General features: G+C 72.9%; 11 protein-coding genes. 7 read left to right on the top strand and 4 right to left on the bottom strand.

Going from position 1 to position 14,884, the window contains the following annotated elements; all coding sequences use genetic code 11:
- Nucleotides 1-74: 74 nt before the first annotated feature.
- Nucleotides 75-1,538, top strand: coding sequence for an amino acid permease (locus NX794_RS01200; protein WP_258776087.1), 1,464 nt, complete (start codon nt 75-77; stop codon nt 1,536-1,538).
- A gap of 260 nt (nt 1,539-1,798) precedes the next feature.
- Here NX794_RS01200 and NX794_RS01195 read toward each other — a convergent pair whose 3' ends face one another.
- Nucleotides 1,799-3,292 (bottom strand): M1 family metallopeptidase, encoded by a 1,494-nt coding sequence (locus NX794_RS01195; protein ID WP_258776086.1) that lies wholly within the window; start codon nt 3,290-3,292, stop codon nt 1,799-1,801.
- A 187-nt stretch (nt 3,293-3,479) separates the two neighbouring features.
- Between NX794_RS01195 and NX794_RS01190 the strand changes: the two genes are divergently transcribed.
- The gene (locus NX794_RS01190; protein WP_258776085.1) at nt 3,480-5,432 is read left to right on the top strand and encodes a Xaa-Pro dipeptidyl-peptidase; all 1,953 of its coding nucleotides are present in this window, start codon (nt 3,480-3,482) and stop codon (nt 5,430-5,432) included.
- Nucleotides 5,433-5,514: 82 nt separating this feature from the next.
- Here the strand turns inward: NX794_RS01190 and NX794_RS01185 are convergent, their stop codons facing one another.
- Complete coding sequence (locus NX794_RS01185) at nt 5,515-6,477, bottom strand: FAD-dependent oxidoreductase (protein ID WP_258776084.1); 963 nt, start codon at nt 6,475-6,477, stop codon at nt 5,515-5,517.
- A 178-nt stretch (nt 6,478-6,655) separates the two neighbouring features.
- Here NX794_RS01185 and NX794_RS01180 point away from each other — a divergent pair, with 178 nt between their 5' ends.
- Nucleotides 6,656-8,296, top strand: a complete 1,641-nt coding sequence (locus NX794_RS01180; protein ID WP_258776083.1) for an ABC-F family ATP-binding cassette domain-containing protein — start codon at nt 6,656-6,658, stop codon at nt 8,294-8,296.
- Nucleotides 8,297-8,373: 77 nt separating this feature from the next.
- Here the strand turns inward: NX794_RS01180 and NX794_RS01175 are convergent, their stop codons facing one another.
- Entirely contained in the window at nt 8,374-10,791 is a 2,418-nt protein-coding gene (locus tag NX794_RS01175) for a Tex family protein (RefSeq protein WP_258776082.1), read from the bottom strand.
- Between the two features lie 252 nt (nt 10,792-11,043).
- Between NX794_RS01175 and NX794_RS01170 the strand changes: the two genes are divergently transcribed.
- The gene (locus NX794_RS01170) at nt 11,044-12,039 is read left to right on the top strand and encodes a GlxA family transcriptional regulator (protein ID WP_258776081.1); all 996 of its coding nucleotides are present in this window, start codon (nt 11,044-11,046) and stop codon (nt 12,037-12,039) included.
- A 21-nt stretch (nt 12,040-12,060) separates the two neighbouring features.
- Nucleotides 12,061-12,696 carry a DJ-1/PfpI family protein gene (locus NX794_RS01165; protein WP_258776080.1) on the top strand — a complete coding sequence of 212 codons (636 nt, stop codon included), beginning with the start codon at nt 12,061-12,063 and terminating at the stop codon, nt 12,694-12,696.
- On the opposite strand, the gene NX794_RS01160 is transcribed toward NX794_RS01165, so the two are convergent.
- Nucleotides 12,683-13,441: an enoyl-CoA hydratase/isomerase family protein gene (locus NX794_RS01160; RefSeq protein ID WP_258776079.1), complete on the bottom strand. Its 759-nt coding sequence runs from the start codon at nt 13,439-13,441 to the stop codon at nt 12,683-12,685. The genes NX794_RS01165 and NX794_RS01160 overlap by 14 nt on opposite strands.
- A 133-nt stretch (nt 13,442-13,574) precedes the next feature.
- Between NX794_RS01160 and NX794_RS01155 the strand changes: the two genes are divergently transcribed.
- Nucleotides 13,575-14,150, top strand: coding sequence for an HdeD family acid-resistance protein (locus NX794_RS01155; RefSeq protein WP_258776077.1), 576 nt, complete (start codon nt 13,575-13,577; stop codon nt 14,148-14,150).
- Nucleotides 14,151-14,325: 175 nt separating this feature from the next.
- Nucleotides 14,326-14,823 carry an ATP-binding protein gene (locus NX794_RS01150; RefSeq protein ID WP_258776391.1) on the top strand — a complete coding sequence of 166 codons (498 nt, stop codon included), beginning with the start codon at nt 14,326-14,328 and terminating at the stop codon, nt 14,821-14,823.
- Nucleotides 14,824-14,884 lie beyond the last annotated feature (61 nt).

Below are 14,884 nucleotides of genomic sequence, written 5' to 3'. Positions count from 1 at the left end.
TGGGTGGTGCGGGCCATGACCTGCACGTCCCCCGGACCCCCGAGGCCCGGGCGCACCAGGAAGTGAAACCACCCGTGAGCAAGGACGCCGTGGAATCGGCACAGGCGGTCGCCCCCGAGGCGCCCGCGACACCCGCGGACGCGGGCGACGCCGGCTACAGCAAGGACCTCAAGGCCCGCCACGTCAACATGATCGCCATCGGCGGGGCCATCGGCACCGGCCTCTTCCTGGGCGCCGGCGGCCGTCTGCACAACGCGGGACCGGCCCTGGCCCTGGCCTACCTCGTCTGCGGCGTCTTCGCCTTCTTCGTGGTCCGCGCCCTCGGCGAGCTGGTCCTGTACAGACCCTCCTCCGGCTCGTTCGTCAGCTACGCGCGCGAGTTCCTCGGCGAGAAGGGCGCCTACGTCGCCGGCTGGATGTACTTCCTGAACTGGTCGACCACCGGTATCGCCGACATCACCGCGATCGCGCTCTACACGCACTACTGGAGTTTCTTCACCTCCATCCCGCAGTGGGTGCTGGCGCTGATCGCCCTCGCGGTGGTCCTCGCCGTGAACCTGATCTCGGTGAAGATCTTCGGCGAGATGGAGTTCTGGTTCGCGATCATCAAGGTCGCCACCCTGGTCGGCTTCATGCTGATCGGCATCTTCCTGCTGGCCACCCAGCACGACGTCGACGGCACCAAGCCGGGCCTGAGCGTCATCAGCGACCACGGCGGCATCTTCCCGCACGGCATGATGCCGGTCGTCCTCGTCATGCAGGGCGTGATCTTCGCCTACGCCGCCCTGGAGCTGGTCGGCGTCGCCGCCGGTGAGACCGCCGAGCCGGAGAAGGTCGTCCCGCGCGCGGTGAACTCGATCATGTGGCGGGTCGCCATCTTCTACGTCGGCTCCGTGGTGCTGCTCGCGCTGCTGCTTCCGGGCTCGGTGTACTCCGCCGACCAGAGCCCGTTCGTCACGGTCCTGTCCAAGATCGGCGTGCCGGCGGCCGGCGACGTGATGAACCTCGTCGTGCTGACCGCGGCGATGTCCTCGCTGAACTCCGGCCTGTACTCCACCGGCCGCATCCTGCGCTCGATGGCCACGGCCGGCTCGGCGCCGAAGTTCACCGCCCGCATGAACCGCAGCCAGGTGCCCTACGGCGGCATCCTGCTGACCTGCGGCGTCTGCGTGCTCGGCGTCGTCCTGAACTACCTGGTGCCGAGCCAGGCCTTCGAGATCGTGCTGAACGTCGCCTCCCTCGGCATCATCAGCACCTGGGTGATCATCATGGTCTGCCACCTGATCTTCGTCCGCCGCGCCCGCGAGGGCCTGGTGACCCGCCCCCACTTCCAGCTGAAGTTCAGCCCCGTCACCGAGATCACCACGATCGTCTTCCTGCTGGTCTGCCTCGGCATGATGTGGAACGACCACGAGGTGGGCCGCAAGACCCTCCTCCTGATCCCGGTGATCGCCGTCATGCTCGTCGCCGGCTGGTACGGCGTCCGCCGCCGGGTCGCCGCCGACACCAGCCGGAACCCCTCCGAGCTGCGGAAGTAGCGCCCCGCCGGCACCGCCGGTGGCATGCGCAGGGTGGCGTCACCCCCGAGACCGTCTCGGCCCGGGGTGACGCCACCAGTGGTTTCCGGCGTGCGGCACGGACCCGCGCCCGAAGGGGCGCGGGGAACTGCGCGACCGGCCACGGACGTCCTGTGGACGCCACGCGGGGCGAGCCCACCGGGCGGTGCGCGACACGGTGACGGGGCCGACGGAGGCCCGGGGGACGCGGCGACCGCCGGCCGGCCGAGCCCCCGGAGGGACTACTCGCCGTGGACGGAGTTCGTCGCCTCGATCTTCTTCCAGGACCTCGGCTGGGCCACGGCCTTGGCCGGGCTCTTCACCAGGGACCGGGCGGCGGCCGAGGCCGCCGGCTTCACGGGCTGGAACAGCCAGGTGTCGAACAGGGCCGCCAGCGGCTTGCCGGAGACCTGCTCGGCGTACTTCTGGAAATCGGCCACCGAGGCGTTGCCGTACGCGTGCTTCTTCGGCCAGCCCTTCAGGATCGCGAAGAACGCGTCGTCGCCGATCTCATCGCGCAGCGCCTGGATCGCCACCGCCCCCCGGTCGTACACGGCCGCGTCGAACTGGTGGTCCGCCCCCGGGTCACCGGGCGCCACCGTCCAGAACGCGTCGTCGGCCGGATGCGAGGCGTACACGTAGTCGGCCAGCTCCTGGGCCGTGCCCTCGCCCTCGTGCTCCGACCACAGCCACTGCGCGTACCGCGCGAAGCCCTCGTTGATCCAGATGTCCTTCCAGCGCTTGAGCGACACGTCGTCGCCGTACCACTGGTGCGCCAGCTCGTGCACGACCACCGACGTGTTGGAGCCGCTCGCGAACTGCTTCGGGCTGTAGTAGACCCGCGTCTGCGTCTCCAGGGCGTACCCGGTGGTGGTGTTCGGCACGTACCCGCCGGCCGAGCTGAACGGATACGGCCCGAAGTAGCCGCTCAGCCAGTCCACGATCTCCCCGGTGCGCTCCACGCTCGCCCGCGCCGCCCCGTCGTTGTCCCCGAGGTCCTTGCTGTAGGCGTTGACGACCGGGACGCCCCCGTCGGAGGTGCCGGTCGTGATGTCGAACTTCCCGAGCGCCAGCGTGGCCAGATAGGTCGCCTGCGGCTTGTCCTGCCGCCAGCCGTAACGGGTCCAGCCCAGCTTCGAACTCGTCGACTGGAGCGTGCCGTTGGAGATGGCCTGGGTGCCGTCGGGCACCGCCACGGACACGTCGTAGGTCGCCTTGTCGCTCGGGTGGTCGTTGCTCGGGAACCACCACCACGCGGCCTCGGGCTCGTCGGCCGCGACCGCCCCGTCCGGTGTGCGGTGCCAGGCGGTGAAGCCGTACGCGCTCTTCGTGGACGGCACCCCGCGATAGCGGACCACCACCGTCAGCTGCGTGCCCTTGGCCAGCGGCTTCTTCGGTGTGACGACCAGCTCGTGCTCACCGGTGTGCGTGAAGCCGGCCTGGCTGCCGTTGACCCGCACCTCGCTGACGTCCAGCAGGAAGTCCAGGTCGAAGCTGGACAGATCCTGGGTGGTCTTCGCCAGGATCGTCGCGGTGCCCTGCAACTCGTCCGTCGTCGGCTGGTACTGCAGCCTCAGGTCGTAGTGCGAGACGTCGTAGCCGCCGTTGCCGTAGTTCGGGTAGTAGGGGTCGCCGATGCCCGGCGCGCCGGGGGAGTAGCTCGCGGCCGATGCCGGGATCGCCAGCAGCAGGGAGGCCGCGGCGAGAGCGCCCGGGGCGATGATTCTGCGGTGCACGTCAGCTCCAAGTCGTCGGGACCGAAGGTCCGTTCGGAGAAGTCTGTTCGCAGCCTATTCAGTCCCTGTGGTCCCTGACCTGTCCATGGCCACTGCTGTCACACGATCGCCATTCGGCCGTCACGAGCCCGGCGTGTCACTCAGCTGCCCTCTTCTGCGCGGGAGTTGACCGGAGTACCGTCCGCGCATGCCGAAACGTACGCGCTTCACGATCGGGAGAACGCTCGCGGCGGTGGTCGCCGCCGTCCTGACCGCGCTCTTCCTCGCCCCGGCCGCCGCCCACGCCGCGCCCCCGCGCGAGAGCCGGCCCGTCTACTCCTACGCCGACGCCGTCCGCGAGTCCGTCTGGGTGGACACCGGTCTCGACGGGGACGGCGACGGCCGCACCGACCGGGTCGCCGCCGACATCGTCCGCCCCGCCGAACCGGCCCGCGAGGGCCGCAGGGTGCCGGTCATCATGGACGCCAGTCCCTACTACTCCTGCTGCGGGCGCGGCAACGAGAGCCAGGTCAAGACGTACGACGCGAACGGCCGCGTCGTCCAGATGCCGCTCTTCTACGACAACTACTTCGTGCCGCGCGGCTACGCCGTCGTCGGCGTCGACCTCACCGGCACCAACCGCTCCGACGGCTGCGTGGACGTCGGCGGCCGGGGCGAGATCCAGTCGGCCAAGGCCGTGATCGACTGGCTGAACGGCCGCGCCAAGGCCTACAGCAGCCGCACCGGCGGCAGCCGGGTGACGGCCGGCTGGTCCAACGGCCGCACCGGCATGATCGGCAAGAGCTGGGACGGCACGATCGCCAACGGCGTGGCCGCGACCGGCGTCCGCGGGCTGAAGACCATCGTCCCGATCAGCGGCATCTCCTCCTGGTACGACTACTACTTCGCCCAGGGCGCCGCGCTCTACGACGGCGGCCCCGACGAACTCGCCGGCTACGTCGAGAGCGACGACGCCCACGCCCACTGCGCCGCCGTACGGAAGGAACTGGCCGACGGCAGCCCGCCGAGCGGCGACTGGACGAAGCTGTGGACCGAGCGGGACTACGTCAAGGACGCGGCGAAGGTGCGCGCCAGCGTCTTCCTCGTGCACGGCATGCAGGACCTCAACGTGCGCACCAAGCACGTCGGCCAGTGGTGGGACGCGCTCGCGAAGCACGGCGTCGAGCGCAAGATCTGGCTGTCCCAGACCGGCCACGTCGACCCCTTCGACTACCGGCGCGGCGCCTGGGTCGACACCCTGCACCGCTGGTTCGACCACGAACTCCTCGGCTATGACAACGGCATCGACCGCGAGCCGATGGCCGACATCGAGCGCCACCCCGACCAGTGGGTCACCTCCCCGGTCTGGCCGCCGCGGGCCACCCGCCCCACCACCCTCCACCCGGCCGCCGGCACCCTGCCCGGCGTCGGCACGCTCGGGCTGCGCCGCGCCTCCGGCACCGAGACCTTCACCGACGACCCGAAGCTGAGCGAGACCGACTGGGCCGCCCACCTGACCGCGTCCACCCCCGAGAAGGCCGGCTTCCTCACCGCCCCGCTCACCCGTGACCTGCGCCTGTCCGGCTCCGCCCGGGTCACGGTCACCGCCACCCCGAGCACCTCATCGGCCCACCTGTCCGCCGTCCTGGTGGACCTCGGCCCCGACACCATCCGCGACTACGCCGACGCCGCCGAGGGCATCACCACCCTCACCCAGCGCACCTGCTGGGGCGCGAGCACGGCCGGTGACAGCGCCTGCTTCAAGGAGACGAAGGCCAAGACGGCCGACGTCGACTACACGGTGTTCAGCCGGGGCTGGGCCGACCTCGGCCACCACGCCTCCCTCGCCAAGGGCGTCCCGCTCACCCCCGGCAAGCGGTACACGATGACCCTCGACCTGGCCGCCACCGACCACGTCGTCCCCAAGGGCCACCGCCTGGCCCTGATCGTCGCCGGCACGGACAAGGACCTCATCGACCCGCCGTCCACCAAGCCGGCCCTCACCCTCTCCCTGTCCGGCACCAGCGCCACCCTGCCCCTGGTCGGCGGTCCGGCGGCCTTCACCCGGGCCACCTCCGGCACCGCCAGCGCCCCACGGCCCCCGGCCGCCCTGAACGGCATCCGCGCCCGGGACACGGCCCGGCACCTGCCGACCGCCTGACGCGAGACGGCGGCCGGACTCCGCGTCCGGCCGCCGCGATCGTCGAGCCGCCTCGCGCCTCTCTTCAGTCGCCCGGGCTTTGTCAGCAGCCCCGCACCGCCAGCGCCGCCGCCTCCCGGGCGCAGCCCCACGCCACCGTGATCCCGGCGCCGCCGTGGCCGTAGTTGTGGACGAGGGTGCGGCCGTCGGGCAGGGGCTGCCGGGTCAGCCGTACGGCGTCGCGTGCCGGTCGCAGGCCGACCCGGTGGGCCAGTACCCGCGCGCCGGCCAGTTCCGGGCGGACCCGCGCGCAGCGGGCGACGATCGCCTTGGCGGTGGCCGGGTCGGGTTCCAGGGACCAGTCGTCCTCCTCGGCCGTGCCGCCCAGCAGCAGACCGCCCGGCTGCGGAATGAAGTAGGTGGAGGCCGTCGAGGCGTGGTCGACCGAGGTGAACCACGTGGTGATGCCCGGGTTGGCGACCACCACCAGCTGCCCCCGCACCGGACGCACCGCCGGGTCCGGCACCAGCGAACGCGCGCCCAGGCCCGTGCAGTTGACCACCACGCCGGCCGGCACCGCGGCCAGGTCGGTCACCTCGCGCTCCGTCACCGTGCCGCCCGCCCGCAGCAGCCGTCGCCGCAGCCACGCCAGATGGACCGGCATGTCGATCACCGGCAGCCGCGCCGCCAGACCGTCCGCCACCGCCCGCAGCCCCGGCACCCGGCCCGCCCACTCGCCCAGTCCGCCGAGCCGCGCCCCCTGGTGCACCCCGTCCACCAGCCGTACGCCCGTCTCCTCCGAACGCGCCGCCAACCCCTCGTACACCGCGAGGGATTCCAGCGCCCAGGCGCCCACCAGCGGCTCCGGCTCGATGCGGTACGGCCACCACAGGCCGCCGGCGACCGCCGAGGTGGTCCGCGCGGCCGGCTCCCGCGTCCACACCCGCACCCGCCGCCCCGACTCGGCCAGCACCACGGCCGTCGTCAGCCCGGCGATCCCGCCCCCGACCACGATCACGTCGGCGGTCACTTCGTCACGCGGTCCGCTGCTCGCTTCGCTGTCCATCCGAGGACGATAGGGCCGCCTGGCCGCACACGGCAGACCTCGGCCGGCCGCACACGGCAGGCTCCGCCCGGCCGTCCGGTCGTACACCGCAGACCCCGCCCGGCCGCACACAACAACCCCTGTCCAGTCCCCGGGCGGCGCCCGGCCCACCGGCGGGCCGTCTAAAATCTGCCTCCTGATGACTGCCACCCTCGTCGCCAAAAACCTCGCCGCCGGCCACGGCGACCGCGCCCTGTTCTCCGGACTCGACCTCGTCGTCGCGCCCGGAGACGTGATCGGTCTCGTCGGTGCCAACGGCGCCGGCAAGTCCACCCTGCTGCGCTTGCTCGCGGGGCTGACCGCGCCCGAACAGGGCGAGCTGCGGCTGTCCCCGCCGACCGCCACCGTCGGCCACCTGCCGCAGGAACCCGAACGCCGGCCGGGGGAGTCCGTCCGCGCCTTCCTGGCCCGCCGCACCGGCGTCGCCGAGGCCCAGCGCGTGATGGACGAGGCGACGCAGGCCCTGGTCGACGGCGCGCCCGGCGCCGACGACGCCTACGCCGCCGCGCTGGAGCGCTGGCTCGACCTCGGCGGCGCCGACCTGGAGGAGCGGTCCGAGGAGGTCGCCGACTCCCTCGGCCTCGCCGTCGACCTCGACCAGCCGATGACCGCGCTGTCCGGCGGCCAGGCCGCCCGCGCGGGCCTCGCCTCCCTCCTGCTGTCCCGCTACGACGTCTTCCTCCTCGACGAGCCCACCAACGACCTCGACCTCGACGGCCTCGAACGCCTGGAGCGCTTCGTCACCGGCCTGCGCGCGGGCACGGTCGTCGTCAGCCACGACCGCGAGTTCCTCACCCGCACCGTCACCAAGGTCCTCGAACTCGACCTGGCGCAGGGGCGGATCAACCTCTACGGCGGCGGCTACGACGCCTATCTCGAAGAGCGCGAGACGGCCCGCCGGCACGCCCGCGAGGACTACGAGGAGTACGAGGACAAGAAGACCGCCCTGGAGGAGCGCGGCCGGACGCAGCGCTCCTGGATGGACAAGGGCGTCAAGAACGCCCGGCGCAAGGCCGGCAACGACAACGACAAGATCGGCCGCAAGTTCCGCAGCGAGGCCAGCGAGAAGCAGGCCGCCAAGGCCCGCCAGACCCAGCGCATGATCGAGCGCCTGGACGTGGTCGAGGAACCGCGCAAGGAGTGGGACCTGCGCATGGAGATCGCCGCCGCCCCGCGCTCGGGCGCGGTCGTCGCCACCCTGCGGGACGCCGAGATCCGGCGCGGTGACTTCACCTTCGGCCCGGTCTCCCTCCAGATCGACTGGGCCGACCGGGTCGCCGTCACCGGGGCCAACGGCGCCGGCAAGTCCACCCTGCTGGCCGCGCTGCTCGGCCGGGCCCCGCTGGACGCCGGACACGCCGCGCTCGGCTCCGGCGTCCTGGTCGGCGAGGTAGACCAGGCCCGCGGCCTCTTCCACGGCCCGGAGACACTGCTCGACGCCTTCCGCGCCGCCGTCCCGGACACCGAGCCCGTCGAGATCCGCACCCTGCTCGCCAAGTTCGGCCTCAAGACCGACCACGTGCTGCGCCCGGCCGCGACCCTCTCACCGGGCGAACGCACCCGCGCCGCCCTCGCCCTGCTCCAGGGCCGGGGCGTCAACCTCCTGGTGCTGGACGAGCCGACGAACCACCTCGACCTGCCGGCCATCGAACAGCTGGAGTCGGCCCTTGACGCCTACGAGGGCACCCTCCTGCTGGTCACCCACGACCGCCGCATGCTGGACGCGGTCCACGTGACGCGCCGCCTGGAGGTGGCGGCCGGCAAGGTGACGGAGCGCTGACCCCGGATCGGTACTCCGTGCGACGCCGTAGGGGCCGGAGTCATGGACCCCGGCCCCCGGTCAGCACTTCCTCCGGCTCAGCGCTTCTTCGGGTCCAGCAGCCCCGCGCGGCGCAGCGCGTCCGCCATCGCGCTGTTGGACGGGGCCGGGGTCTGCCGGGCACCCCGGTCGCCACCGCCGCCCCCGCGCTCGCCCCGGTCGCCACCGGAACGCCCCTGCCGCCGGTCGCCGCCGCCCTGCCGCTGCTGCGGCGGACGGGCGCCGCCGCGCCGCTGCTGCCGGTCCGCGCCGGACCCCTGCGGGGCGGCCTCGTCGTCCAGGCGCAGGGTCAGCGCGATCCGCTTGCGCGGAATGTCCACGTCGAGGACCTTCACCTTGACGATGACACCCGGCTTGGCGACGTCCCGCGGATCCTTGACGAACGTCTTCGACATCGCGGAGACGTGCACCAGCCCGTCCTGGTGGACGCCGATGTCCACGAACGCGCCGAACGCGGCCACGTTGGTGACCACGCCCTCCAGGACCATCCCGGCGGACAGGTCGGAGATCTTCTCCACGCCCTCCTTGAAGGTGGCCGTCTTGAACGCCGGACGCGGGTCGCGTCCCGGCTTCTCCAGCTCCTTCAGGATGTCCGTCACCGTCGGCAGACCGAACGTGTCGTCCACGAAGTCGGCGGGCCGCAGCGAGCGCAGCACGCCCGTGTTGCCGACGAGCGAGGCCACTTCCTGACCGGTGGTCTTCACCATCCGGCGCACCACCGGGTACGCCTCGGGGTGCACGCTGGAGGAGTCCAGCGGGTCCGTGCCGCCGCGGATGCGCAGGAAGCCCGCGCACTGCTCGTACGCCTTCGGACCGAGCCGGGCCACCTTCTTCAGCTCCGTACGGGAGGCGAACGGCCCGTTGGTGTCCCGGTGCGCCACGATGTTCTCCGCCAGCCCGGCGGAGATGCCCGACACCCGTGAGAGCAGCGGCACGGACGCGGTGTTGACGTCCACGCCGACGCCGTTCACACAGTCCTCGACCACCGCGTCCAGCGAGCGCGACAGCTTCACCTCGGACAGGTCGTGCTGGTACTGGCCGACCCCGATGGACTTCGGGTCGATCTTCACCAGCTCGGCCAGCGGGTCCTGCAGGCGCCGGGCGATGGACACGGCGCCGCGCAGCGACACGTCCATGTCGGGCAGCTCCCGCGAGGCGTACGCCGACGCCGAGTACACCGACGCGCCCGCCTCCGACACCATCACCTTGGTGAGCTGCAACTCCGGGTGCTTGGCGATGAGTTCGGTGGCGAGTTTGTCGGTCTCGCGGGACGCGGTGCCGTTGCCGATCGCGACCAGGTCGACCGCGTGCTCCTTGGCGAGCCGCGCCAGCTTGGCCAGCGCCTCGTCCCACTTGTTCGCCGGGACGTGCGGGTAGATGACGTCCGTGGCGACGACCTTGCCGGTGGCGTCGACCACGGCGACCTTCACGCCGGTCCGGAAACCGGGGTCGAGGCCCAGCGTGGCGCGGGTGCCGGCCGGGGCCGCGAGCAGCAGGTCGCGCAGGTTGGCGGCGAACACGTTCACCGCCTCGTCCTCGGCGGCCGTGCGCAGCCGGAGCCGCAGGTCGATCCCGAGGTGCACCAGGATGCGGGTGCGCCAGGCCCAGCGGACCGTGTCCGTCAGCCACTTGTCGGCGGGCCGGCCCCGGTCGGCGATCCCGAACCGGTGGGCGACGATCCCCTCGTACGAGGACGGGCCCTCGACGGGCTCCTCCGGCTCCAGGACGAGGTCCAGGGCCTCTTCCTTCTCGCCGCGCAGCATCGCCAGGATCCGGTGCGAGGGCAGTTCGGTGAACGGCTCGGCGAAGTCGAAGTAGTCGGCGAACTTGGCGCCCGCCTCCTCCTTGCCCTCGCGCACCTTCGCGGCCAGCCGCCCGCGCCCCCACATCCGCTCGCGCAGCTCACCGATCAGGTCGGCGTCCTCCGAGAACCGCTCGGTGAGGATCGCCCGCGCGCCCTCCAGGGCCGCCGCCGGATCGGCGACGCCCTTGTCCGCGTCGACGAACGCCGAAGCGGCGGCCACCGGGTCCACGCCCGGATCGCCCAACAGCCCCTCCGCGAGCGGCTCAAGACCCGCCTCGCGGGCGATCTGCGCCTTGGTGCGCCGCTTGGGCTTGTACGGCAGGTAGACGTCCTCAAGACGCGCCTTGGTCTCGGCGCCGCGGATCCGCGCCTCCAGCTCCGCGGTGAGCTTGCCCTGCTCGCGTACCGACTCCAGGATCGCGGTCCGCCGCTCCTCCAGCTCCCGCAGATAGCGCAGCCGCTCCTCGACCGCGCGCAGCTGCGCGTCGTCGAGCATCTCGGTCGCTTCCTTGCGGTAGCGGGCGATGAAGGGCACCGTGGAGCCGCCGTCGAGCAGCTCCACCGCGGCCTTCACCTGCCGCTCCCGTACGCCGAGTTCCCCGGCGATCCTGCCTTCGATGGATCCTGCTTCGATGGACCCGGGTGTCGTCACGATCCCGTACCGCCTTCTCCACTGAGGTTGCGCGGCAATTGTGGCAGGTGACGCCGTCGGCCGGGGAGCGGGGCGCCGCGCGGCGGGGCGGCGCGCCCCTCAGGTCAGGCGCGGCTGCCGCGCGCGGTGGACGACGTCCCGCCGAACAGCCGGGACCGGATACCTCCGCGGGGCGGCCAAGAAGCGCCGATGGCAGAAAAGGTGGGAAACGCGTCGTTGCGGCCATCGCGCGGGCCGCCAAGAATCGGGGGCATGGCGCAGCGAACCCTTCTGATCGCCCTCTTCGACGGCGTCCAGAGCCTCGACGTCACCGGCCCCCTGGAGGTCTTCAGCGGCGCCGAGAGGCACCGCCCCGGCTCCTACCGCATCCGCACCGGGTCCCTGGACGGCCGCCCGGTCCGCACCTCCAGCGGGCTCGGCCTCACCCCGGACGGCGCCCTGCCGGACACGGCCGAGGACGCCCCGCACACCCTCGTGGTGCCCGGCGGCGAAGGCACCCGCCGCCCCGACCCGCCGCTGGTGGAGTGGCTGCGGACGCACGGCCCGCGTGCCCGGCGCCTGGTCTCCGTCTGCACCGGGGCCCTGCTCCTCGCCGGTGCCGGGCTGCTGGACGGACGCCGGGCCACCACCCACTGGGCGTACAGCGACCGGCTCGCGCGGGAGCACCCCGAGGTCCGGGTGGACCCCGACCCGATCTTCGTGCGCGACGGTGACGTGGCCACCTCGGCCGGCGTCACCGCGGGCATCGACCTCGCGCTCGCGCTGGTCGAGGAGGATCTCGGCCGGGACGTGGCGCTGAGTGTCGCCCGCCACCTGGTGGTGTTCCTGCGCCGACCGGGCAACCAGGCCCAGTTCAGCGCCCAGCTCGCCGCCCAGACCGCCCGGCGCGCACCGCTCCGGGACGTCCAGCAGTGGATCACCGAGCACCCGGACGCCGACCTCGGCGTCGAGGCGCTGGCCGCCCGCGCCGCCCTGTCCCCGCGCCACTTCGCCCGCGCCTTCCAGGCCGAGACCGGCATGCCCCCCGGCCGCTACGTCGACCGGGTACGCCTCGAACACGCCCGCCGGCTGCTGGAGGACACCGCTGCCGGCATCGAGGAGGTCTCCCGGGCCAGCGGCTACGGCACCCCCGAGGCCATGCGCCGCGCCTTCACCCGCACCCTCGGCACCTCCCCGGCCGAATACCGCCACCGCTTCCACCCGGGGCCTGCCCCCGCCCCGTCCGCCACGGCCCGCCCGGGCCCCTGAACCGCCACCCCGGAGGAAACCATGGACATCGCCATCGTCCTGTTCGACCGCTTCACGGCCCTGGACGCCGTAGGCCCCTACGAGACCCTCGGCCGGCTTCCCGGTGCGCGGACCACCTTCGTCGCCGAGCAGGCCGGGCCGGTGCGCAGTGACACCGGGAACCTGGCGCTCGTCGCCGACCGGGCCCTCGCCGACGTGCCGTCCCCGGACCTCGTCGTCGTGCCCGGCGGTCCTGGGCAGCACGCCGTCATGGCGCACGTGCCCCTGCTGGACTGGCTGCGCGCCGCCGACGCCGGCTCCACCTGGACCACCTCGGTGTGCACCGGCTCGCTGCTGCTGGGCGCCGCCGGACTGCTGCGCGGCCGACGCGCCACCACGCACTGGCTCGGTCTCGACACCCTGGCCGAGTACGGCGCCACGCCCACCGGCGAGCGCGTCGTGTTCGACGGCAAGTACGTCACCGCGGCCGGTGTCTCCTCGGGCATCGACATGGGCCTCGCGCTGCTCGGCCGGATCGCCGGCGACGAGGTCGCCCAGTCCGTGCAGCTCGCCACCGAGTACGACCCGCAGCCGCCCTACGACGCCGGTTCACCGGAGAAGGCCCCGGCCCACCTGGTCGCCCGCATGCGCGAGAACAGCCGGTTCATGCTGACGTAGACACGCTCCAGGAGAAGCGCGGCGCCCGGCGCTGAAGGAACGCGGACACCCCCTCCGCGGTCTCCCCGGCACCCAGCCGCGCCTGCTCCGCCCAGTGGCCGTCCCGGTCGGTACGGCCCCCGGCGAACTCCTTCGCGGCGGCCTGCGTGAGCTGCGAGCGCGTGGCCAGGATCCGGGTCAGCTCGGCGACCCGCTTGTCCAGCTCGCCCGCCGGCAGCACCTCGTCCACGAGCCCGGTGCGCAGCGCCCGCTCCGCGTCGATCAACTCGGCTGTGAAGAGCAGGTACTTGGCGGTCGCCGGACCCACCAGCGACACCAGCCGCCGGGTCGAGGAGGAGGGGTAGACGATGCCGAGCCGGGCCGGGGTCACGCCGAACAGCGCGCCCTCCTCGGCGAGCCGCAGATCGCAGGCCGCCGCGAGCTGCGCGCCGCCGCCCACGCAGTGCCCGCGCACCGCCGCGAGCGTCGGCTTCGGGAACGCGGCCAGCGCCTCCTCGGCGGCCACCGCGAGCCCCTGCGCCTCCTGCGGCGAGCCCCGCAGCGTGCCGATGTCGGCGCCCGCGCAGAAGGTCCCGCCCTCGCCGGTCAGCACCAACGCGCGGACCTCCGCGTCCCGCGCGAAGCGCTCCAGCAGCGGCGGCAGCGCCCGCCACATCGCGGCGGTCATGGCGTTGCGCTTGGCCGGATGGCGGATGACCACGGTGGCGACGGAGTCGGCGACCTGGTGAGACAGCTGGGGCTCCATGGCGTGGATGGTATGCACCGCGCCCGCCCCGACCAAGGCCGCCCGCCCCACGGCACCCGTTACGGAACCGCACGCGGGGGGACATGGAGGGGAAGGAGAACCGCGAAACCGGGGTCGGTCCCAGGAGGCGCAGATGGCCAGGTTCGGCAAGCCCCCCACAGATCAGGCGACCCATCTGCGCCGAGGTTTCGGCTGGCTCGCGGCACTCGGCCTGATCCTCGTCCTCGCCGGGATCGTCGGCCTCGTCTACACCGGCGTCGCCACGCTCACCTCGATGCTGCTCTTCGGCTGGCTGCTGCTGATCGGCGGACTCGTCGGCCTGCTGCACGCCGTGCAGGCCCGCGGCACCCCCTACTTCTGGCTCGGCGTCATCGTCGCCGCCCTGAACATCGCGGCCGGCGTCGTCGTCATCCGGCTGCCGCACGCGGCCGCCGCCGCGCTGACCATGTTCGCCGCCCTGCTCTTCCTCACCGCCGGGCTGTTCCGGCTGGTCGGCAGCCTGGTGGTGCGCGGCCCGCAGTTCGGCTGGACCCTGCTGCTGGGCGCCTTCGACCTGCTGCTCGGCATCCTGGTCCTGGCCTCCTGGCCCGGCAGCAGCCAGTACGTGATCGGCGCCTTCTTCTCGCTCGCCCTGCTCTTCGACGGCCTCGGCCTGCTGGCCACCGGCTACGGCGGCCGCCGGGTCGTCGGCCTCGTACAACCCGAATAGTTCGCGAACCGGCGCCGGGTGAGCCCGAAACGCTCCGACACGTGACCAGGTCATACGTACTCGGTCAGAAAGCGCTCGATACCAGCTGACTTCTGTTCAGTCCGACGGACTTCAGCGCATTGTTACCAACACTCGACGTGTGGTGACAATCGAGCGCGAGGGTGGCGACCGGACGATGGACAACCACGGGCGCGGAGACGGCCCGCGCCCAGCGGGGGGCGCCGAGCGCCCGCCCGATCCCCTGCCGTACGAGGGCGTCTGGCGGTTCACCGCCCCGGCCGTGGACGCCTCGGTCCCGCAGGCGCGCCGCGCGGTCCGCGACCTGCTGCTGCGCCAGGGCGTACCGGTCTCCGACGACCTGGAGTACGGCCTGCTGCTGATCGTCTCCGAACTGGTCACCAACGCGGTCAAACACGCGGCCCTGCTGTCGCCGGTGCTGGCCGTGGAGGTGGCCGTCGGGGCCGAGTGGGTGCGGGTGTCCGTGGAGGACAACCACCCCTACCGCCCGACCGCCCTGGAGGCCGACCACGGCCGGACCGGCGGCCGGGGCCTGCTGCTGGTCAGCGAGGTGGCCCGGGAGGCCGGCGGAGCCGTCGACGTCGAGCACACGGCGAGCGGCGGCAAGGTCATCTGGGCCGCCCTGCCCCTCAAACCGGCGACACCGACGGCGTAGGCCTGGCGCACCGGCGCGGGGCCCGTCACATCCCCGCGGGCGGAGACACGACCGCGGGCGG

Source organism: Streptomyces pyxinicus, from assembly GCF_024753135.1.
GTDB lineage: Bacteria > Actinomycetota > Actinomycetes > Streptomycetales > Streptomycetaceae > Streptomyces > Streptomyces pyxinicus.
Note: the sequence above shows the minus strand (reverse complement) of the source record. Positions and strands in the feature narration are given on the sequence as shown.

Coding starts and splice junctions, on each gene's coding strand:
- NX794_RS01190 (WP_258776085.1), top strand. CDS start 3,480: ATGCCGAAACGTACGCGCTTCACGATCGGGAGAACGCTCGCGGCGGTG.
- NX794_RS01185 (WP_258776084.1), bottom strand. CDS start 6,477: ATGGACAGCGAAGCGAGCAGCGGACCGCGTGACGAAGTGACCGCCGAC.
- NX794_RS01180 (WP_258776083.1), top strand. CDS start 6,656: ATGACTGCCACCCTCGTCGCCAAAAACCTCGCCGCCGGCCACGGCGAC.
- NX794_RS01170 (WP_258776081.1), top strand. CDS start 11,044: ATGGCGCAGCGAACCCTTCTGATCGCCCTCTTCGACGGCGTCCAGAGC.
- NX794_RS01165 (WP_258776080.1), top strand. CDS start 12,061: ATGGACATCGCCATCGTCCTGTTCGACCGCTTCACGGCCCTGGACGCC.
- NX794_RS01160 (WP_258776079.1), bottom strand. CDS start 13,441: ATGGAGCCCCAGCTGTCTCACCAGGTCGCCGACTCCGTCGCCACCGTG.
- NX794_RS01155 (WP_258776077.1), top strand. CDS start 13,575: ATGGCCAGGTTCGGCAAGCCCCCCACAGATCAGGCGACCCATCTGCGC.
- NX794_RS01150 (WP_258776391.1), top strand. CDS start 14,326: ATGGACAACCACGGGCGCGGAGACGGCCCGCGCCCAGCGGGGGGCGCC.